The following is a 19,428-nucleotide window of genomic DNA, read 5'->3' on the forward strand; positions in this document are numbered from 1 at the left end:
CAGAATAATTTAAAACTTCATTCTTTACATGACACTATTAACAGAATAAAATAAGGATTGGATTTTGTACATAAAAAATTTCCTGGAGGTAGATTCTATTGCAAAACTTTAGTGAACTTGGTTATCGGATTTATTTAATCGATGGTTTTGATTTGAATAGAAAGAATCGGACAGGTACATATGTAATTGCCGATAAGGACATAACTTTAGTTGAAACGTCCGCCAGCCCATCTATCCCCCATTTATTAAAGGGACTTGATGACCTGGGAATCACCCCCGAGGATATTACATATATCATTCTTACCCATATTCACTTGGACCATGCAGGGGGAGCTGGACTTTTTTTACAGCATTGCCCGAATGCCAAAGTAATTGTTCATCCAAAAGGAGCACGACATCTAGAAGACCCGACAAGATTAATTGCTGGAGCTAAAGCAGTCTATGGTGAAGAATTCAACAAACTTTTTGACCCGATTTTGCCTATACCGCACGATAAAATGATTATTAAACAAGATAGGGAATCTCTTCAAACGAGCGACTCGTCTACATTGACCTTTTATGACACTCCAGGGCATGCCAATCACCACTTCAGCATATTCGATTCTGTTTCAAAAGGTATGTTTTCCGGTGATACAGTAGGTATTTACTATCGTGAGCTAAATGAAGATGGCATTGAATTTTATCTACCTTCCACATCACCAAATCAATTTAATCCTGAAGCGATGCTTGCTGCAGCAGACCTGTATGCGAGTATTGGAGTTGAACGGATATATTTTGGCCATTACGGCGTATCGGAAAATCCAAACGAAGTTTATAAGCAACTTCATTACTGGTTGCCTATTTTTGTTGAGACAGCAGAAACAGCCTTCAAAGAATACACAAGCTTTAAGGAGCAGGTCGCCGCAACCAGCAAAAATATATTCAATACAGTCGCTACTCATTTAGGAGAAAAGGGCATCACAAAGGATCATTCCGTTTTTGAAATAATTCGCCTGGACCTTAAGGTCTGTTCTATGGGTTTGATTGACTACTTGGAAAAACGCGAAAAGAATAAATAGGCAGACATATAATGTATATCTCTATTCAAATGGAAGGGTATTCTCTATAATTAGAAAGTACTCACTTTAAGCATACCTGGAGGAATGAAATGAAAGACGTTACCCTTTATACCCAACCGGATTGCCCTCCCTGCAAGATCATGAAAATGTTCTTTGATGATAACAATATCGAATATAAAGAAAAAGATATTAAAGCAGATGGGAATGCACGTAAAGAACTAACAAATAAATATGGCGCTTATTCCACGCCAACTGTCGTAATTGATGGAAAAGCTATTATCGGCTTTGAACTTGACGAAATCAAAAAAGAACTGAATATTTAACAACAAAAAGTCTAAAGAAGGCCTGAACCTCCTTTAGACTTTTACCTACTTTATATTCCCCCATCTTCTTCAAATAGTTTAGGCGACTACAAAAGAAGCTTTTGTTTGGTGTGCTCTTTATTTTAGATTTTCACTTTCATACCTCACGTCCGCTACCTTCCATTCATTACTCACTTTTTTCAAAGTAACAGATTCAACATGTTTACCCGTTGAAACAGGTCCATCCTCTGATACTGGGAATTCTTCCTGAACATAAATGAATTCACCGCCCTTACCATATACGACTTTTGTATTCTCATCGTAACTAAAAAATGGAATATAATAGGGAGCAAAATCAGATCCATATGCAGTAAACCCTCCATTAACTTTCACCACATTCGCTTCGACAAACTTCTCGATGAAATCCTCGGAGAAATGGGTATCCAATTTCTCTTTAATCGCTTTTTTCGTGCGTACTTCCTCACTGATTGATCCTTGATTCACCAGTGCCTCCTGTACAAAAGAGAGCACTTCTTCTCTATGTAAGCCCTCCGCAGAAACTGTGAACCCACCCCCTAAAAAAAGAAAAGTACCCGCCATGCACGCAACTAAGTATTTCCTCATACTATCATCTCCTAGTTATAGATTGTCTTCGAATGGATATGTTTATTGTCTATGCTTTTCAATACCCGAACAGAACAAAGCCAAACTACAAAAAATACTAGATCAAAGTGCATTCTGAAACCTAATTAAACATGTCTTACTTTTTTGTATTAAAAAAGAAGATTTCATTGTACTGAAATCCCCTTCTCACTCTTTTATTGAAATGCATAGTAAAAAATAAAACCGGCAATTAAAATTGTTCCAATGAAGAGAGAAACAAAAACCGGGTTCCTTAAATAAGGATGTTCTTTAACAGATTCATCGATACTTGAATCATATCTCTCTTTTACTTTCTGTGTCTTTGCTACAGAATATGTATAAAAGAGCAGATATAACGCCATGATTATTACGACTATGAGTAGAATCCAGATATACGTGCTCAAAATATGTCTCCTCCAAGCGCATTATTTTTGCTTATCGTTACACATTTTGAGCAATTATATACAATAGTTATTTTTATAACAATGCTTCATTTTCGTATAGATAGCTATATGATAGATCAAAGAATATGTATTCCTTATTATTCAATGGATAAGAAAAGGTTCGAATGGTTTCTCCTGTTTCAATATCACTGTATAAATCAGATAGAATTCCTTTTTTTTCATTGCGCATCTTGACGATATTTTCTAGGAAATAAGGTCGCCAGCTCCAATTTTTATTCATATAATTAGGCTGTACTATCCATTGCCCATCCTTATTAAGAATATTAGGGGATTTTTGATATCCCTCTTCATCACAAATATAAAGACGGAATCCTACTGAATCTAATTTTTTTGCCAAAATCCCGAGAAATTCTTCATGTGAGCCAACCCGCTTTTGCTGTTTTAAAAAGGTTTGCATATTTTCGTTGAATTGCAAAGTCTTTTGATAAACAGCTTCCAGCTTTTTTGTTTCTAATGAAATAAAGGACTGGCATTCTTGATGGAATTTTTCACGAAGTAAATCTTTATTAATGAACTCGCCGTCCGGTTTAGCCAAAAAATAACCTTGATAATAACGGCCTCCGTTCTTCCAAGCAAAGCGGAGCTGGTACTCAGACTCAATGTTCTCAAACAATAAATTGGCGCCGATTTTACGAGCAAGCATGCTTAGAGAAAAAAGGATGACCTGATACGCATCTCCACCTGAAATACGGAGTTGGTTTAAGTTAACTTTTAAAATATTCGGAGAAATCTGTGCAATTTGATCAAGCTGGGTATCTTTCCCTAAATGATCGAAAGCTATTTTGATGCCATATGTTTTAAAGTAAGCGAGAACATGCTGTAAAGGATCAAAGTTTTCCGCACTGATGGTGTCTGATAATTCCAGAACAATCCGATGCATTTCTTCCGGTTGAAAATGACGATGCAAAATCTCCATGAACTCTTCTCCATGATCTAGCATAAGCATATTTGGATCTCTGTTAATAAAGATAAGAAAGTCTTCCCCATAGTCTTTTATTCTTTCAAGGGCTATTTCTAGAACGTAATTATCCACTTCCACTCTATACTCTTCCGGCACAGAAGAATCGTGAAAAAACGTGCCAAGACTTTTATATTCTGACTGTTCCTCATAGCGTCCTAAAATTTCATAACCGATAACTTGATGCTGATCTGCGCTGAAAATCGGTTGAAAGAATGGTGTCACCCTGTCTAAATTCTTTAATATTTTTTCTGCATCCATGATGTATTCCTCCTAATTACGAAACACCAATATGCAAAAATTATACCATTAGTTTCTATTGTTGATAATAAATAATTTTAATTCCTACCCAATAACTCCTTTTTATTTTAGTAATATTTTCAGCCTCCTAGTTGTTTTCAAATAAAAAAAGATTTCCAATGAAAAAAGGCATTGTCCATTTACAGAACAATGCCTTATGCATTAAAACGGAAAAAACCATGGAATCGTGATGACCATAATAACACCGATAAAGACTTGTATGGAAATCCCAATCAGGATAAAGTCCTTATACTTATAATCGCCTGCTGTCATGACAAGGGCATTTGTCGTAGCAACCCTTGGAGTGGATAACGACAGACTGCCTGCAACAGCAAGACATAGAAACACAGGAACAGGATCAATTCCTTGATTCACCGCGGAAGTTAAAGCAATAGGTGCCATGATCACTGTCGCTGCTCCATACGGGATAAACTGGCTTAAAATTAAAGTCAGGAGATAAAAAACAGCTAATACACCATGTGCACCGATATTACTGAATAGCACTGCCAGCCAATCACTTATCATTCTCACGCCACCAGTATTGTCCAATGCAGCTGTTATTCCAAACATAGCTGCAATTAATAGTACAGGCTCCCAATTTATCTTTTGATAGGCATCCTCCATGGAACGGACACAGCCGGTGACTACCATCAACAAAGCAGCCGTCAATACCGATAGAACAGCAGGAATAGACTCTATCGACAAAAGTATGACCATTAGTGCAGTAATGCATAAAGCAATCCATGCTTTAGCCTTAGATTCGACTGTTAATCCATCATCTGAGGTGCTGCCTATTACAATAACATCCTGTAAATCCGAGGAGATCCTCTCGATGTTTTCCCATTCTCCATGTATCAGAATTGCATCGCCAGGTTTTAGCCGTTCAGTACCAACATCCGCTTGAATATATTCACCATTCCGATTAATTGCCAATACATTACATTGATATTTTTCACGAAAATGAACGTCAATTAGTGTCTGATTCTCATAATCCGAATTCGGAACAATCAAAATTTCAGTCAATCCAAATCTACTGCTCAGAAAATGTTTTTTTATTTGTTCAGTGTTAAAGTGTTTAAACTCTAGTTCATAGTTAAGCGCCAATCTCTCAACAGATTCTTCCTCTCCAAACACCAGAATAATATCATCAGGATGAAGTACTTCATCCGCTCTGGCCGATATCGTTAGTTGTTTTTGCAACAGCGGTAATTGCTTATCTTTTGGTTTCCGCTGAATTTCGATCAAAGTTAATTCATACTGAATAGGAAGCTGTAGGTCGGACAACCTTTCTCCAACAATATCGGAAGTAGCAGGTATGTGCAGATAGTGCAAACGGTCATACACTTTGTACATACCAGCAAGTTCCCCTGCAGACAACCCTTTTACACTATTGTTGGCTGCAATTGTTTTTTCCGGAAGTAACAGACGGCCAAGCGTTAACATAAAGAATAGACCCGATGCAAAAGCGATTAAGCCTATAGGTGTAAAATCAAAGAAAGATAAAATTTCTATACCGTTTTGCTTTAATACATCAGCTACAATCATATTGGAGGGTGTTCCAGTCAGTGTTAGCAGCCCACCAATACTACATGCATAGGCAAGTGGCAATAAATACCTTGTCGGGCTAGTTTTTTGTTGTAAAGCCATACTCATTACGAGCGGGAGCAAAATGGAAACAATACCTGCGCCACTTAAAAACGCACTTAAAATTCCTGCCGTCACCATGACAATTAACAGCGATTTCCATTCACTTCCACCACAAAAGCCTAACAGCTTATTTCCCGCTTTCTCTACAATTCCTGTATTTAACAGACCAGCCCCTACGATAAATAATCCCGCAAGCATTATTACGACTTGATTCGCAAACCCAGCTATAAGTTCATCCAATGTAAGTATTCCCAGTAATCCCAATATTGCTAGTGCACCAAGTGCAATTAAATCCGCGCGGAATTTTCCTTGTATAAAAAGCGCAATTGCGCATAGAAGTATAATCAGTGTAATAAACATTGGTTCGATCATCATGTTACCTCCGTATAGATGTTCAATTTAAAACCGGATATTCTTAAACTCCAGTTTACATGTTTTTCATATGCGTATAGAAGATATTTTCTTCATTTTATGTATATTGTTTGTTAATATGAGGAAGTAACATTTTAAAATTAGATAGGTTGATTAATTTGAGTGAATCCATTTCCCGAAGAACATTCTTAAAAAAGGCCTTCGCACATTGGCTACCGTAACCGGATTAAGTATTGGCGGAGGGTACTATGCCCACAATGTGGAACCAAAATGGCTAGAAATCAAGCATAACATTATCAGCCACCCTCTTATCCCAAAAGGTTTTCATGGTATGAAAATGATTCAATTCAGTGACACTCATTTAGGCTTTCAATTTCAGCTTAATGATTTACAAGCAATTGTCAATAAGATAAACCAATTAGATCCGGATGTTATTTTATTTACCGGAGATTTAATGGACGAGCCTAATAAATACAATGCTCAACAGAAAATCCCGCCTGTTTTAAATCAGCTCAAAGCGCCTCTTGGAAAGTTCTGCATCTACGGTAACCATGATCATGGGGGGTATGGCTCTGAGATATACAGCGATATCATGAAGAAATCCCATTTTACCATGTTGCAAAATACCTCTACTAAGATTTCATTACTAACGGCTGAAGAAATTTACATAGCCGGGGTAGATGATGCGATGCTTGGACAACCAGATTTTGAAAAAGCCCTTTCAGGAATTCCAGAAGAAGTGTACGTCATTATGCTTTCGCATGCTCCTGACCTTGCTGACATATCAAGTAAGTACAACATCAAATATCAAATAAGCGGTCACAGTCATGGAGGCCAAGTACAAATTCCTTTTGCAGGAGCCCTTGTCACTCCTCCATACGCAGAAAAGTATCGTGAAGGCACGTATGAAATTGATTCGTTAACATTACATGTTAATAGAGGGCTTGGCACAACTCGGCTTCCGTATCGTTTTCTTTCACGTCCTGAGTTAACAATTTATGAATTCCAGGCAGAATAGTGAGATGAAAAGTTCACAGAGGAAAGTCGCCAGACTTATTAACAAAACCTGTGCGAAGAAAACAACTGGTTACTCTTCATTATTCCTAATGTATCCTTTTGAATTATAGCATTAGAAGAATAATTGAAAAACCAGGATTTTTTTACCAGAAAGACATGGAGTAAACAAAATAAAAAGTTATATCATACTTAAATAACCACATAGGAAAGTACCAATACAACCTAAAACCGACACTGTTACATAGATAAGACTTTCTATGTAACGGTGTTTTCTCATAAGTTCGAGCGTTTCCATACTGAAAGTGGAAAATGTCGTATATGCTCCTAAAAAACCAATTGTAAGAAAAGCTTGCAACGATAAAGCCCAATCTTCTTTATTAGGAAAGATGATTCCTAAACCAAAAGAGCCTATTAGATTAATCAGTAAAATACTAATAGGAATGGAGCCTGTTGGCAACAGCTTATTAAAAATAATTTGTAATACATACCTCGAGGCAGCACCCAAAAAACCTCCAATAAAAACTGAAAGAACCTGAATCAAACGGTCTCACCTCTTCGTCTATCAAAAAAGCTCAGTCCCAGAAAACCTGCAATTAAACCAAATAAAACCGTGGCTCCCAGATACATTCCTGTATAAATCAATGATATCTGCAAAAGATTCACTATTTCCTGTGAAAATGTGGACATCGTGGTGAATCCCCCACATAGCCCACTGCCCAAGGCTAAAAAAACAAGCGAATTTTTCTTTGTAGCAAAATAGCCGTTTAACAATCCAAGTATAAAGCTTCCTACTATATTAATTAAGAGGGTTCCAAATGGGAAGAAGGAGTGGGCAGTTGTCAAGATAACTAAATAACGCAGCAACGCTCCGACTGCTCCTCCAAAACCTACGGCCAAAACACTTTTAAACCGTAACATTGTAATCACCTCAAATTTTTTCTCACAAGTAGATTCATTATAACAGATTAAGATGATACAGGCTCTTTTCTGAAAAAAAACCATACTATGTAAAGAATTTGAGAAAAGGAGGCTATTTATGCAAACACAGTATTTTCCTTACTACCCCTATCCACAAACTATAATGCTACAGAATGAATACCGAAATGCATACGCGAATGAATACGGAAATGAATATGGACCTGAACATTGGAATGACGAACGATTCTTTCCTTTCTTTCCTTTATTAGCGCCTGTTGCTTTTGTTGCAGGATTAGCAATAGGCCCCTTGCTATTCAACAACCGTCCACTTTACCCGCCATATCCTCCTCCCTATCCGCCCGCTTATCCTCCTTATCCTGCTTATCCTGCTTATCAAGGTTTTCAGGGCTATCCGCAACAATTTGGCGCACAGGCTGGAGTGTCTGAAAATATTAATATATATACTCATTAACGATTGCACAGAAGGCGTCAAGAAACGCCTTCTTTTTTCTTTTCCATAAAGTTGGTACAACCTGTTTCTCTTGTCTTCATTCTTAGTGAAGGATTGGTGTGAATAGAATTTTACTTCCTTATATATTTTGAAGTGGTATAATATGAAATGCATAGATGGTAAAGTGTTGGGAATGGATTGTCATACCCTAGAGATGTAAATGCATTTATTTTCATATTATAATCAGGCTAATAAGCACGCCGTCTCTATTTATTATTACTATAAAAACAGGAAATTATTGAAGGAAGCCTGTTTCTTTCCTTCTCACCTTATGAAGAAAAGGAGTTTCTATAATGAACCAAACGAAAGGACATTCTGAAATGGATGAGTTTTCGATTAACTCCCTTGCCCAGGCCGTGTTTATTGTAAATAAACATGCGAAGACTGCATTGGAACCTAAAAATTTATATAATTTAAAACGGCTTGCATTAAACAAGCTAATGCAAGAAGGAAAAGCGAAGAAGATTGGACTTCATTTCTCTGATAACCCTCGCTTTGCCGCACAACAATCCGACGTAATTGTCGAATGCGGATCATATGTTTTTCACCTACCTCCTACTAAGGAAGACTTGAAAAAACTACCCCACCTCGGCAGCAGGGCAGCATCCATACGGAACCCTAAAGCCTCCTTGTCATTATCCAAGGCAAAGCAAATCTTACAATCTTACGTTGGACAAGCAGGTGAAAAGCAGCCGAACTCTACCAATACTGAGAAAAGGCCTTACGGACGGGGCCCGGTCAAACAGCCATTTCATAATCCATTTCCCTCCTCTTTTTTAGGAAAAGGTTCCAAGTATTAAAGGGTAAAAATTGGATAATAAAAACGGGACGAGAGATTATACACCCTCGGCCCGTTTTCCAATACTATAAAACAAATTTGTCTATCAAATCTATTAGAGCAGCAATTTCTGGTTTGCTGATTTGTGCATCAGCCCTGACGACTTGCCCTTTATGGCGCAGGCTATCCGTAATCAATGAGGAGAAAATAATGACTGGCAATACAGTAAGTTCGCTATTTTCCTTGATTCTTCTAGTTAGATGATGACCGTCCATTTGAGGCATCTCAATATCAGTAATCACCAATTGCACTTCTTCAACAACCTGCTTTCCTGATTCGATCAAACTCTCTAAATAATTTAATGCATCTAGCCCATTTTCATAAAACACTAGGTGTTTAAACCCCGCTTCTGACAATGTATCAAACAGTAGCTTTCTCAGTAATGGAGAATCCTCTGCAATAAGTATTCTCTTTTCTGAATTTTGCCGGTGACCCAGCTTTTTAACCTGCTGGACGCTGATTCCTGAATCCGGATTGATTTCAACCACTACTTTTTCAAAATCAAGTAATAAAATCATTTCACTGTTTAATTTTATTACACCGATAATCTGACTTTCCAATCCCTGATACATATCCGAAGGCTTTTCAATTTGAGTCCAAGAGATGCGGTGTATCTGTGTCACCGTATGGACATGGAACACCACTTTTTGCTGATTGAATTCAGCGACTATGAATTTATCTTGCTCTGGTGTTCCCGATGCTGGAAATCCTAGGGCATCCGCTACATTTACAACCGGTAGTACCTCCCCGCGAAGCTCAATAATTCCTTCAACATTTGGATGTGAATGAGGAACAAGCGTGATATGTACTGGATTAATGATTTCCTTTACCTTAATTACATTAATGCCAAATTTATTCTTTCCTATGCCGAATTCAACAATCTCTAGCTCATTCGTTCCACTTTCTAGTAAAATCCCTTTATTTGCTTCCATTGCTTTATCTCGCCCTTCCCTTACTTTTTCATATATATCCATTATCTAAAAAAATATTTTTTTTGGTCAAATAGACCTACGATGATATTTTAAATGAACTCATACCTAATAATTCGGTTTCTTTCGTCTTTTGTTTAGTGCAATGGTAAGAAAAATAGAATCAAGAAGAGATTATCTATTTAAGCCAAACAAAAAAAGGGAGCTCATATCAGAGTCCCCTTTTTTCCATGATCATTTTTTGACTACTACCGTTCCTGCAATCATATCGTGAAGTGCCTGTTTTTTCGATGTAAACCCTGCCATGATATAGCCGATATAAAAGATCATCCCTGATATGATCGTCGCAAAATAACGCCCTGTAGCTCTACCAAACCCTATTCGTCCTCCATTTAAATCCGTCACTTTAATATTTAGGAGTATTTTTCCGACGCTGCCTTGCCATTTCGAGGAATGTAATAAAGTATAATAAAGAAAGCTTATAAGTAAAGATAAAAATAGAATGATAATTGCTCCTGCCATGAAAACGAATATATCACTCAATGATGCCTCGTAATTAGGATCGATTGTCGATTCCTGTAATTCCATCATCGCGCCACTCCAAAAAATACTTACAATAACCGATATGATTCCGGTAGGGATTCCGATTATAATACCATCAATAATATTCGCGCCAAAGCGCAGCCAAAATCCAGCATACTCTCCTCTTTCCACTGCTGGCCTTTCAACAACCCCAACTTCCATTCAAACACCTCATATTCATAAATTTGGTATTTTATTCTTTTTTTAAATTATATCAAAATAAAGTATCAAATTAATATAGATTTCATTGAAAAAGCTGATTGGCTGGATATTTTTAGCTCTTTCTTGATCTTTTTCTAGGATTCAGCCAACCTTTTTTAACAAAGTATAAAAACATCATCAGCGCAATTCCCCCCATCATTCCGAGGACCAGGAAATAGCCATAGTGCCAGTTTAATTCGGGCATATATTGAAAGTTCATCCCATACACACCTACTATAAAAGTCAGCGGCATGAAAATGGTAGTAATGACAGTCAAAGTCATCATCGTCGAATTCATATTATTAGAGTTAACAGACAAATAGCTATCCCGGATATCAGATGAAAAATCCCGGTATGATTCCAACATTTCCGTTAATTTAAGTAGGTGATCGTAAACATCATTAAAATACAGATGCTGATCTTTTAAATAATTAAGCCGCTCGGACGAAATCATCCTGTAAAGTAAATCACGCATCGGTAGTATAGTTCGGCGAAGTTTTGACATATCCGTACGTAAATCAAATAACTGATCCATCAAGTCTGTAATGGTTTCATTTTCGGTATTATCCTCGATACTACTTAATTCGCTTTCCATTTTATATACAGGTGGAAAAAATTCATCGACGATCCGATCAATCAATCTATGCATTAGAAAAAAAGGACCCTGCTTTAGCATGTTATTTTGATGGATTTCCTTCCACACCGTCTCAAGTTCCAGCAGCTCCTCCTTATGAAATGTGACTAACCATTTTTCGCCCACAAACATATCAAGTTCGACAGCTCTAAAGACCTTTTGCCTGAGAGCATGTATAACAATAAATTGGTACTCCTCATAAAAATCCATTTTTGGACGCTGGTTAAAGTCATCCAGACAGTCTTCAATAGCCAGCGGATGAAAGTGAAAATGACTCGATAAAAGTTCAATTTCCTTTTCTGTAGGATTTGAAAAATCTACCCAATACCACTCAATATCCGGATTATTCATTTCTACTAGTGGCAAATCAAAATTGACTTCCTGATCTGAAGTTATAGCGCAAGTCCTTATCATATGTATCAACCCTCAAAATTTTCTTAATTCTCATTATACCTTTATTTCATTAATCTCAAAAAGTATTTCTCCCCCATCCAAACTAAATGATAAAATAGAGTGAATCCGTCAAACATAGTACATAATCTCATGAAGTATGAAAAGGGAGGATATTCATAGATGGAGCATTTAGTAAACCCTCTAGTAAAAGAAGTTCAAATATCAGGAATCCGTAAATTTTACAATATGGTCGCAGATATCGAAGGAACCATTTCCTTAACGATAGGACAGCCAGATTTTCCAACCCCGCTGCATATTAAAGAAGCGGCCAAACAAGCTATTGATAATGATTATACTGTTTATACTCATAATGCCGGTTATTTAGAATTAAGGGAAGCCGCATCTGAATATGTAAAAGATAAATACCAGCTTACCTATGATCCAGCGAATGAAGTCATAGTGACTTCAGGTGCAAGCGAGGGTATCGACGTTACATTCCGGACTATTCTCACCCCCGGGAATGAAGTGATACTCCCTGGCCCTGTATATCCAGGTTATGAACCGATTATCAAAATGTGTGGAGCAGCCCCTATCTATGCGGATACAACCAAAAATGGATTTCGTTTAACTGCAGATATCATTGAACAATACATAACTGATAATACACGATGCATCGTTCTGCCGTATCCTTCAAATCCAACTGGAGTCACATTGTCTGCTGACGAATTAAAGGATATCGCCGAGCTCGTACGGGGCAAAGATATCTTCATTTTGGCGGATGAGATATACAGCGAGCTCGTATTTGATCAAAAACATGTATCGATTGCCACTTATTTAAAGGACCAAACCATCGTCTTAAACGGTTTATCCAAGTCTCATTCGATGACCGGTTGGAGAATTGGCCTTCTATTTGCGCCTGTAGCTATCTCTCAGCATATTCTAAAGGTCCATCAATATAATGTGACCTGTGCCTCTTCCATTTCTCAAAGGGCTGCTCTGGCTGCTTTAACAGCTGGCAAGGATGATGCCCTTCCCATGAAGTCCGAGTATGCCCTGAGAAGAGAATACGTATACAACCGCTTACAAGCAATGAATTTAGAAATAGTCAAACCAAATGGTGCCTTTTACTTCTTTGTGAAGCTGCCTGAAGGTTTCACTTCTTCACTTGAATTCTGTCTCAAACTTGTGAAACAGGAAAAAGTGGCTGTAGTCCCCGGTGATGCTTTTTCTTCACTAGGTGAAGGGTACTTTAGGATTTCATATGCGTATTCAATGGAAACTCTGAAAATGGCTTTAGACCGTATTGAAGCTTTTTTACTTAAGAATAATTGAACAAAAAAGTGGCCTTCAATTGATTGAACTATTGAAGGCCACTTTCCTATTCTTAAAAATTTTCATGCTACTAACAATTCTCCACAAAACTTTTTATTTGGTTAATATAATCTCCGTAAAAACCGAATTTCGCGATAACCTTCTTCCTTATTTGTTGTCGTAAGGCTCACCTCAACGATTGATCCAAGTAAATCTGCCATCACTTCTTCAAATTCCTCTGCGGAGCGCGGCTTCGAATGACCTAAACTTTTTAACTCACGCATCAGAATCTGGAAACCGGCATTTGTTTCAATATGGCTGAATTTCACCGGCAGAATTAGTGGACTTTCATTCATTAATTTTAACTCCCATCGAATGGGCTTTGTTTGGTTAATGGTTTTTTCGCGTTTAAAACCTTCAATCCGGACAATGTATCGGCCATCTTCTAATTCTTGAAATTTCATGTTAATGTCATCGAATTCGCCCATAAACGATCGCTCCTTTTTGTAAAGGCTGTCGCTTTCAGCTTATTCAAAAGAAAGAGAAGGTAGCACTTTATTTATTATAGTGTTTATATAAAGCCTGAGTACCGCTATTTTCCTCGCCAGCCTCTGCAAGGTTCTCATATAAGGATTTGCTCAAGGTTAATCCAGGAGCATCCATTCCCATTCTTTCCGCTTCATCAAGTGCAATTTTCATATCTTTAATAAAATGCTTGATATAAAAACCAGGTTCAAAATCACCTTTTACCATTCGAGGTACAAGATTAGACAATGACCAGCTTCCGGCAGCCCCCGATGATATGCTCAGCAGAACGCGGTCTGGATCCAAACCGGCCTTTTTGGCATAAGAGATCGCTTCAGTAACCCCGATCATATTAGATGCAATTGCAATTTGATTACACATTTTCGTGTGCTGTCCCGATCCCGCTGGACCTTGATAGACAACATTGCTGCCGATGATATCAAAAATTGTCTGAATAGCTTCGAAAGCCTTAATGTCTCCGCCGACCATAATGGTAAGTTTTGCATCCCGTGCACCGATATCCCCTCCAGAAACGGGGGCATCAAGTGCTTCCATGCCTTTTTTCTTCGCTTCTTCAGCTATTCTTACGGCCAAAGAAGGCGTGGAGGTAGTCATATCAATTAAATAGGTACCCTTTTTCCCATTCTCGATAAGCCCATGTTCACCAAGATATATTTCTTCGACATCGCTTGGGTATCCAACCATGGAGATAATTACGTTAGTTTGCTGTGCGATTTCCTTAGGTGTTGTTGCCCATTTTGCCCCCTGAGAGATTAGATCGCTAGCCTTTTCTTTCGTCCTAGTATAGACATATACCTCATATCCTGCCTTTAGTAGATTTCCGGCCATGCTTTTTCCCATTACTCCTATACCAATAAATCCGATTACTGTGTTCATTTTCGTCAAGACCAATCTCCTCAATTCTACTTATATTAATTACTTTATTAAATAGACTTTACCATGCCTCCATCAACTAAATAGGACTGGCCAGTTAAGTATGTATTAGCCCCTGAGACAAGGAAAGTAACGAATCTCGCAAATTCCTCAGGCTCCCCATAACGGCCAAGAGGGATTTTATTTATCGATTTTTCAGTAATTTCTTCAGTAGTGACTCCCTGTTTCTCTGCATTAAATTGATCAAGGTGCTGAATGCGGTCTGTTGCGATTCTACCCGGACCAACCGTATTGATTAATATCTGGTCTGGAGCTAACTCAGTTGCTAACGTTTTTGATAATCCAACAATTGCAGTCCGGAATGTATTCGATAATACAAGTCCTGGAATCGGCTCCTTAATAGACGAAGAAGCAATATTAACAATTTTACCACCTTGTTTTTTTAGATGTGGCAGGCTCTCTCGAATCGTCCGAATGAAGCTCAGTAAATTCAGTTCGAAAGATTGTTGCCATTCTTCATCATTGAAATCAGAAAATGCACCCCCTGGAGGACCTCCAGCGTTATTAATAAGGATATCAATACCCCCAAACTCTACTGCAGTTTGCTCAACTAAGGTTTTAATATCTTCAGGTTTTGTTATATCCGTTACCATATAAGCCACTTTGCCTGCCCCAAGCTGTGATAATTCTCTTTGCACAACCGCAAGTTTTTTTTCATCACGGCTGGCAAGCATGACATTGGCTCCTTCTTTAACTAGTTCTGCCGCTATTGCCTTCCCCAATCCTTGGCTTGAAGCCAAAATCAAAGCATTTTTCTTTTGCAAATGTAAGTCCATTCCAACTCCCCCATTTTCATTAAAATATACTTTCATTATATCGTTTCATTTGAAAAGTGAAAAATCTGAATAATCATTTTTCATGTGTTTTTTTGAAGTTCTCTTAAAACACACAAAAAATTGCCGGTTGGGAAGCCCAACCGGCGTCAAAGGGGGAAATGAGAATGTCAGCTGCTCTAATCGAGCTAAACAACTGTGCTTGCTTTTATATACCCACATGGTGTTTCATTAAACATATTTTTAAAAAAGTAATATAAAATTTTACAGCACTTCATCCGAGGATTTCTCTGTGGATGAAGTGCTGACTTTTTTGATTATATATTTACTGCTTTAAGTACAGCTTCTTTCACTTTATCATTTGTATCCATCACCAAAACATCCTGAGACAGTTTTTTCATCTCATTAAGCGAAAGTTGGCTAATCAAGGAGCGTGCTTTTAGAATCGAAGTGGCACTCATGGAAAATTCGTCGAGACCCATTCCGATTAAAATTGGAATAGCTACTTCATCTCCTGCCATCTCGCCACACATTCCAGCCCATTTTCCTTCTTTATGAGCTGCATCAATGACCATTTTAACCAGGCGTAGAATCGCTGGATTATATGGCTGATATAAATAAGAAACTCTCTCATTCATTCTATCAGCAGCCATTGTATACTGAATCAGGTCGTTCGTGCCTATGCTAAAGAAATCGACTTCTTTAGCAAAAATGTCTGCCATAACTGCAGTTGATGGAATTTCAACCATGATTCCGACCTCAATTTTCTCAGCAACTTGGACACCATTATCAAGTAATTCTTGCCTCACTTCTGCCAAGATGGCTTTAGCCTCCCGGAATTCAGATAATGTAGCAATCATCGGAAACATGATCTTTAAGTCTCCGTAGATACTTGCCCGAAGCAGGGCACGAAGCTGGGTCCGGAAAATCTCTTGCTCATTTAAACAGAGACGAATCGCGCGGTATCCAAGGAATGGATTCATTTCCTTAGGAAGCTGTAAATATGGCAGCTCTTTGTCTCCGCCTATATCAAGCGTTCTGACGACAACAGACTTTCCTGCCATCCCTTCCAGTACGGTTTTGTATGCTTCGAACTGCTCTTCTTCACTTGGAAAGTCATTTCTGCCCATATAAAGAAACTCCGTCCGATATAAGCCGATTCCTTCACCGCCATTTTGGCGAACACCTTCTAGGTCCTTAGGCGTGCCGATATTGGCAGCCAGTTCAACATGATGACCATCTTGTGTAACCGTTTGTTCATGAACTAGCTTCGCCCACTCAGCTTTTTGTGAAGCATAGGCTTCCTGGGCCTCTTCATAGCGTTTCACGAGTTCAGGAGTAGGATTAATATGCACTTCACCCTTCAAGCCATCTACAATGATCAAATCGCCATTTACAATGGAATCGGTTACCGATTTAGCCCCAACTACAGCTGGGATTTCTAATGAACGTGCCATAATTGCTGAATGAGATGTACGTCCACCGATATCGGTCGTAAATCCTTTAACGTAAACTGGGTTCAATTGAGCTGTATCAGAAGGCGTCAAATCCTCAGCAATGATGATCACTTCTTCAGCAATCATGCTAGGATTTGGAATATGTACGCCTAAAAGATGCGACAGCACCCGTTTCGTAACGTCACGAATATCTGCAGCACGTTCCTTCATATATTCATTATCCATTTGTTCAAACATAGTAATGAACATGCTTGCAGTTTCATGTAAAGAAAACTCAGCATTGACGTTTTCCGATTGAATTTTATCCTGAATTGGAGTTATAAGTTCCGGATCAGCCAATACAAGTAGGTGTGCGTCAAAAATGGCAGCCTTATCTGCTCCTAAATCCTGTTCGGCTTTATCCCTTATTACTTTTAATTCAACTGTTGATTTTTGAATAGCTTCCTTAAAACGGGATATTTCCGCCTCGACATCTTCTATGCTTCTTTTTTCAACTGATAATTCTGGTTCAATTAGTCGATAGGCTTTAGCGATGGCTATTCCGTTAGAAGCTGCTATTCCACTTATCAAAGTGGACATTATTCTGCTAATCCTTCTCTGTTCAATGTGTCAGTTAGTGTTTTAAGAGCATCATTTTCATCGCTTCCTTCAGCAGAAATAGTAATTTCTGCTCCTTTACCAATACCTAGAGACATTACACCCATAATAGACTTAAGGTTCACTTTTTTCTCTTTATGTGCAAGGTTAATTTCTGAATCAAACTTTCCGGCAGCTTGTACAAGCAATGTAGCTGGACGAGCATGTATACCTGTTTCTGCAGTTACTGTAAATGTTTTTTCTACCATATAAATCAATCTCCTTTAAGATAAAATAACAAAAAATAGGTTATGTAAGCGGTATTCCCTATTCAGTTAGAAAAAGTAACGAAAAAAGAAATGCCCTCTTCCTTTTCAGAATAGCATTATCATACCCAACAAACAAACCAAAACTATCTAGTACCTAAAAAATAGTACAAAAATATGGATAGAACTGCAACTATTACTTTTCAGGTTCTTTAATGTTTAAATGGATAGCTGTGCATTTTTGGTAAAAAAAGCTCTAAAACTCAGCATAATGAAAAGAATCACAGTTAGCGAAACACTGCCGAGAATACCAATCAGTATGGCAATTTGGTACTCAATTGCGATGAGTGGACTGATCCCCGACAGAATTTGCCCTGTCATCATTCCTGGAAGGAAAATAATTCCCATACCAAGCATATTGTTCAGGGTGGGCAGCACGGCTGAATCAAATGCTGCATCGACATATTTTTTGACCGCTTTTGCTGGAGTGGCTCCAAGCATCAACATTGCTTCTACCTTCTCACGATTACTAGTAATCCCGTCATGCAGGTTTTTTAACGCTAATGTAACCCCAGTCATCGCATTCCCGACAATCATTCCTGCAATCGGGATAAAATACCTCGGCTCATACCATGGAGTGAAATGTATGACGACTAGATTAAAATAAAACAAAGCGGCCAAGGGGCCCGTCAGCATACTAAGAATAACCATTCGTTTTATTTTCTTATTAAGCGTAAATGATATTTGCTTAAAAATATTATGGATTGAGAAAAGGGACATCGCACATAAAAACCCTATAGAAAGTAATGGGTTTGGATTTTCAAATATATACGTCAATACATAACCGGCGAGAATGAGTTGAACAGTCATCCGAACCGTAGCGAGAATGATTTGCTTTTCCCGTGAAATGCCGCGCCACTTCACGATAATAAGAAGCAGCACAACAAATAGATAGGCCGCACATAGACGCCAGAACTCAATATCTATTATCCCGTTACTGTCCATTAATAGTCCCCCTCCTTCGTCTTTTTCAGAATAATCATCTTTTCAGCACATATGTCCGCAAGTTGTTTGGAATGGGTAATCATGATGACCGTTCCTTTTCCTCGCTTCACTTCTGCTAAAAATCTGCTCATGACCTTCAATTCTGTTTCCTCATCAAGCGCAGCTGTCGGCTCATCCAGCAAATACACTTCGGGTTTTAACAAAAGTAATCTTGCCAGTGCCAGCCTTTGTTTCTCACCGCCAGACAGAATCTCCGCATCATCGGATAAAGACTTCTGCAATAGAACCGTATCAAGGGCTTTCACGAACTCTGCCTTCGATTTCTTTTCTCTATATGTCAATTCTAGACCCAATTGAAGATTTTCTTCAATCGTGCCCGGTATAGTGAAAGGTGTCTGAGACAGCATCGTGACTTTACGACGATGCTCTATCGGATTAAGGTTATCTAGCAACTGATCTTGATAAAATACCGAGCCGCTGTCCGGTTCATTTATTCTGTTCAATAATCGGAGCAGTGAAGTTTTTCCGGCTCCACTTTCTCCAGTCAAACACGTAACCCTATTTGCTGAAATTTTCATACTATCAATATTTAAAATACCTTTATATCTAATCTTTTCTAGCCTAAACATACTTTTTCAAGCCTACCTTTCATTATCCACGATTTTATTATAAGAAACATTCGTCATAGTAGATAGTAAAGTTTGTAAAAACTTGATGAGTTTTCATTTTCTTTCCCATTTTAATAGGTTAGTATTATTCCTGCCCACATATCCATGACTACATGGAAAATATCTT

The 19,428-nt window shown here is 38.2% G+C and carries 22 protein-coding genes; 6 read left to right on the forward strand and 16 right to left on the reverse strand.

The genetic code is table 11. The features are described 5' to 3' along the window. Window positions 1-98: 98 nt before the first annotated feature. Both JFU24_RS08570 and JFU24_RS08575 read left to right on the forward strand, forming a co-directional pair. Complete coding sequence (locus JFU24_RS08570) at window positions 99-1,058, forward strand: MBL fold metallo-hydrolase (protein WP_201221527.1); 960 nt, start codon at window positions 99-101, stop codon at window positions 1,056-1,058. 89 nt (window positions 1,059-1,147) lie between these two features. Continuing rightward, window positions 1,148-1,381, forward strand: a complete 234-nt coding sequence (locus tag JFU24_RS08575) for a glutaredoxin family protein (protein ID WP_116821754.1) — start codon at window positions 1,148-1,150, stop codon at window positions 1,379-1,381. 117 nt (window positions 1,382-1,498) lie between these two features. On the opposite strand, the gene JFU24_RS08580 is transcribed toward JFU24_RS08575, so the two are convergent. The 4 genes from JFU24_RS08580 to JFU24_RS08595 all read right to left on the reverse strand — a co-directional run bounded on the left by JFU24_RS08580 (window position 1,499) and on the right by JFU24_RS08595 (window position 5,743). Further along, window positions 1,499-1,984 carry a DUF3993 domain-containing protein gene (locus tag JFU24_RS08580; RefSeq protein WP_201249847.1) on the reverse strand — a complete coding sequence of 162 codons (486 nt, stop codon included), beginning with the start codon at window positions 1,982-1,984 and terminating at the stop codon, window positions 1,499-1,501. A 194-nt stretch (window positions 1,985-2,178) separates the two neighbouring features. Continuing rightward, on the reverse strand, window positions 2,179-2,406 hold the full coding sequence (locus JFU24_RS08585; protein WP_098175462.1) for a hypothetical protein: 228 nt from the start codon (window positions 2,404-2,406) through the stop codon (window positions 2,179-2,181). A gap of 73 nt (window positions 2,407-2,479) precedes the next feature. Continuing rightward, window positions 2,480-3,685 (reverse strand): EAL domain-containing protein, encoded by a 1,206-nt coding sequence (locus JFU24_RS08590; RefSeq protein ID WP_201249848.1) that lies wholly within the window; start codon window positions 3,683-3,685, stop codon window positions 2,480-2,482. Between the two features lie 201 nt (window positions 3,686-3,886). Further along, entirely contained in the window at window positions 3,887-5,743 is a 1,857-nt protein-coding gene (locus JFU24_RS08595) for an SLC13 family permease (protein WP_242485305.1), read from the reverse strand. Between the two features lie 208 nt (window positions 5,744-5,951). Here JFU24_RS08595 and JFU24_RS08600 point away from each other — a divergent pair, with 208 nt between their 5' ends. After that, window positions 5,952-6,761: a metallophosphoesterase gene (locus JFU24_RS08600; RefSeq protein ID WP_207203201.1), complete on the forward strand. Its 810-nt coding sequence runs from the start codon at window positions 5,952-5,954 to the stop codon at window positions 6,759-6,761. A gap of 177 nt (window positions 6,762-6,938) precedes the next feature. Here JFU24_RS08600 and crcB read toward each other — a convergent pair whose 3' ends face one another. Together crcB and JFU24_RS08610 are read right to left on the reverse strand one after the other, a co-directional pair. Then, complete coding sequence (gene crcB, locus JFU24_RS08605) at window positions 6,939-7,301, reverse strand: fluoride efflux transporter CrcB (RefSeq protein ID WP_201249849.1); 363 nt, start codon at window positions 7,299-7,301, stop codon at window positions 6,939-6,941. Next, window positions 7,298-7,678: a fluoride efflux transporter FluC gene (locus JFU24_RS08610; protein WP_056530599.1), complete on the reverse strand. Its 381-nt coding sequence runs from the start codon at window positions 7,676-7,678 to the stop codon at window positions 7,298-7,300. Before JFU24_RS08610 ends, crcB begins: the two co-directional genes overlap by 4 nt. Before the next feature lie 163 nt (window positions 7,679-7,841). Here JFU24_RS08610 and JFU24_RS08615 point away from each other — a divergent pair, with 163 nt between their 5' ends. After that, window positions 7,842-8,150: a hypothetical protein gene (locus JFU24_RS08615; protein ID WP_446728235.1), complete on the forward strand. Its 309-nt coding sequence runs from the start codon at window positions 7,842-7,844 to the stop codon at window positions 8,148-8,150. A gap of 332 nt (window positions 8,151-8,482) precedes the next feature. Continuing rightward, a complete protein-coding gene (locus tag JFU24_RS08620; protein ID WP_201181627.1) occupies window positions 8,483-8,989 on the forward strand; it encodes a YkyB family protein in 507 nt (168 codons plus the stop codon). A gap of 64 nt (window positions 8,990-9,053) precedes the next feature. Here JFU24_RS08620 and JFU24_RS08625 read toward each other — a convergent pair whose 3' ends face one another. From JFU24_RS08625 to corA, 3 genes are all read right to left on the reverse strand, one after another. After that, a complete protein-coding gene (locus tag JFU24_RS08625) occupies window positions 9,054-9,959 on the reverse strand; it encodes a chemotaxis protein (protein WP_201224989.1) in 906 nt (301 codons plus the stop codon). 231 nt (window positions 9,960-10,190) lie between these two features. After that, a complete protein-coding gene (locus JFU24_RS08630) occupies window positions 10,191-10,700 on the reverse strand; it encodes an RDD family protein (protein WP_201181628.1) in 510 nt (169 codons plus the stop codon). Window positions 10,701-10,812: 112 nt separating this feature from the next. Next, the gene (corA, locus tag JFU24_RS08635; protein WP_201181629.1) at window positions 10,813-11,787 is read right to left on the reverse strand and encodes a magnesium/cobalt transporter CorA; all 975 of its coding nucleotides are present in this window, start codon (window positions 11,785-11,787) and stop codon (window positions 10,813-10,815) included. A gap of 159 nt (window positions 11,788-11,946) precedes the next feature. Between corA and JFU24_RS08640 the strand changes: the two genes are divergently transcribed. Further along, on the forward strand, window positions 11,947-13,098 hold the full coding sequence (locus JFU24_RS08640; RefSeq protein ID WP_056530612.1) for an aminotransferase A: 1,152 nt from the start codon (window positions 11,947-11,949) through the stop codon (window positions 13,096-13,098). 101 nt (window positions 13,099-13,199) lie between these two features. Here JFU24_RS08640 and JFU24_RS08645 read toward each other — a convergent pair whose 3' ends face one another. The 7 genes from JFU24_RS08645 to JFU24_RS08675 form a co-directional block, all read right to left on the reverse strand. Continuing rightward, on the reverse strand, window positions 13,200-13,565 hold the full coding sequence (locus JFU24_RS08645) for a hypothetical protein (protein ID WP_201249850.1): 366 nt from the start codon (window positions 13,563-13,565) through the stop codon (window positions 13,200-13,202). 67 nt (window positions 13,566-13,632) lie between these two features. Beyond that, a complete protein-coding gene (locus tag JFU24_RS08650; RefSeq protein WP_201224990.1) occupies window positions 13,633-14,499 on the reverse strand; it encodes an NAD(P)-dependent oxidoreductase in 867 nt (288 codons plus the stop codon). A 47-nt stretch (window positions 14,500-14,546) separates the two neighbouring features. Further along, a complete protein-coding gene (locus JFU24_RS08655; RefSeq protein WP_201181630.1) occupies window positions 14,547-15,332 on the reverse strand; it encodes an SDR family oxidoreductase in 786 nt (261 codons plus the stop codon). 314 nt (window positions 15,333-15,646) lie between these two features. Further along, the gene (ptsP, locus tag JFU24_RS08660; protein ID WP_201249851.1) at window positions 15,647-17,365 is read right to left on the reverse strand and encodes a phosphoenolpyruvate--protein phosphotransferase; all 1,719 of its coding nucleotides are present in this window, start codon (window positions 17,363-17,365) and stop codon (window positions 15,647-15,649) included. Next, window positions 17,365-17,631 (reverse strand): phosphocarrier protein HPr, encoded by a 267-nt coding sequence (locus JFU24_RS08665; RefSeq protein WP_053345137.1) that lies wholly within the window; start codon window positions 17,629-17,631, stop codon window positions 17,365-17,367. The genes ptsP and JFU24_RS08665 overlap by 1 nt, the downstream gene beginning before the upstream one ends. A gap of 216 nt (window positions 17,632-17,847) precedes the next feature. Next, window positions 17,848-18,633: an ABC transporter permease gene (locus tag JFU24_RS08670; protein WP_201181633.1), complete on the reverse strand. Its 786-nt coding sequence runs from the start codon at window positions 18,631-18,633 to the stop codon at window positions 17,848-17,850. Continuing rightward, window positions 18,633-19,262 carry an ABC transporter ATP-binding protein gene (locus JFU24_RS08675; protein ID WP_201249852.1) on the reverse strand — a complete coding sequence of 210 codons (630 nt, stop codon included), beginning with the start codon at window positions 19,260-19,262 and terminating at the stop codon, window positions 18,633-18,635. The genes JFU24_RS08670 and JFU24_RS08675 overlap by 1 nt, the downstream gene beginning before the upstream one ends. Window positions 19,263-19,428 lie beyond the last annotated feature (166 nt).

Source organism: Peribacillus sp. TH27 (genome assembly GCF_016650915.1).
Lineage (GTDB): Bacteria > Bacillota > Bacilli > Bacillales > DSM-1321 > Peribacillus > Peribacillus butanolivorans.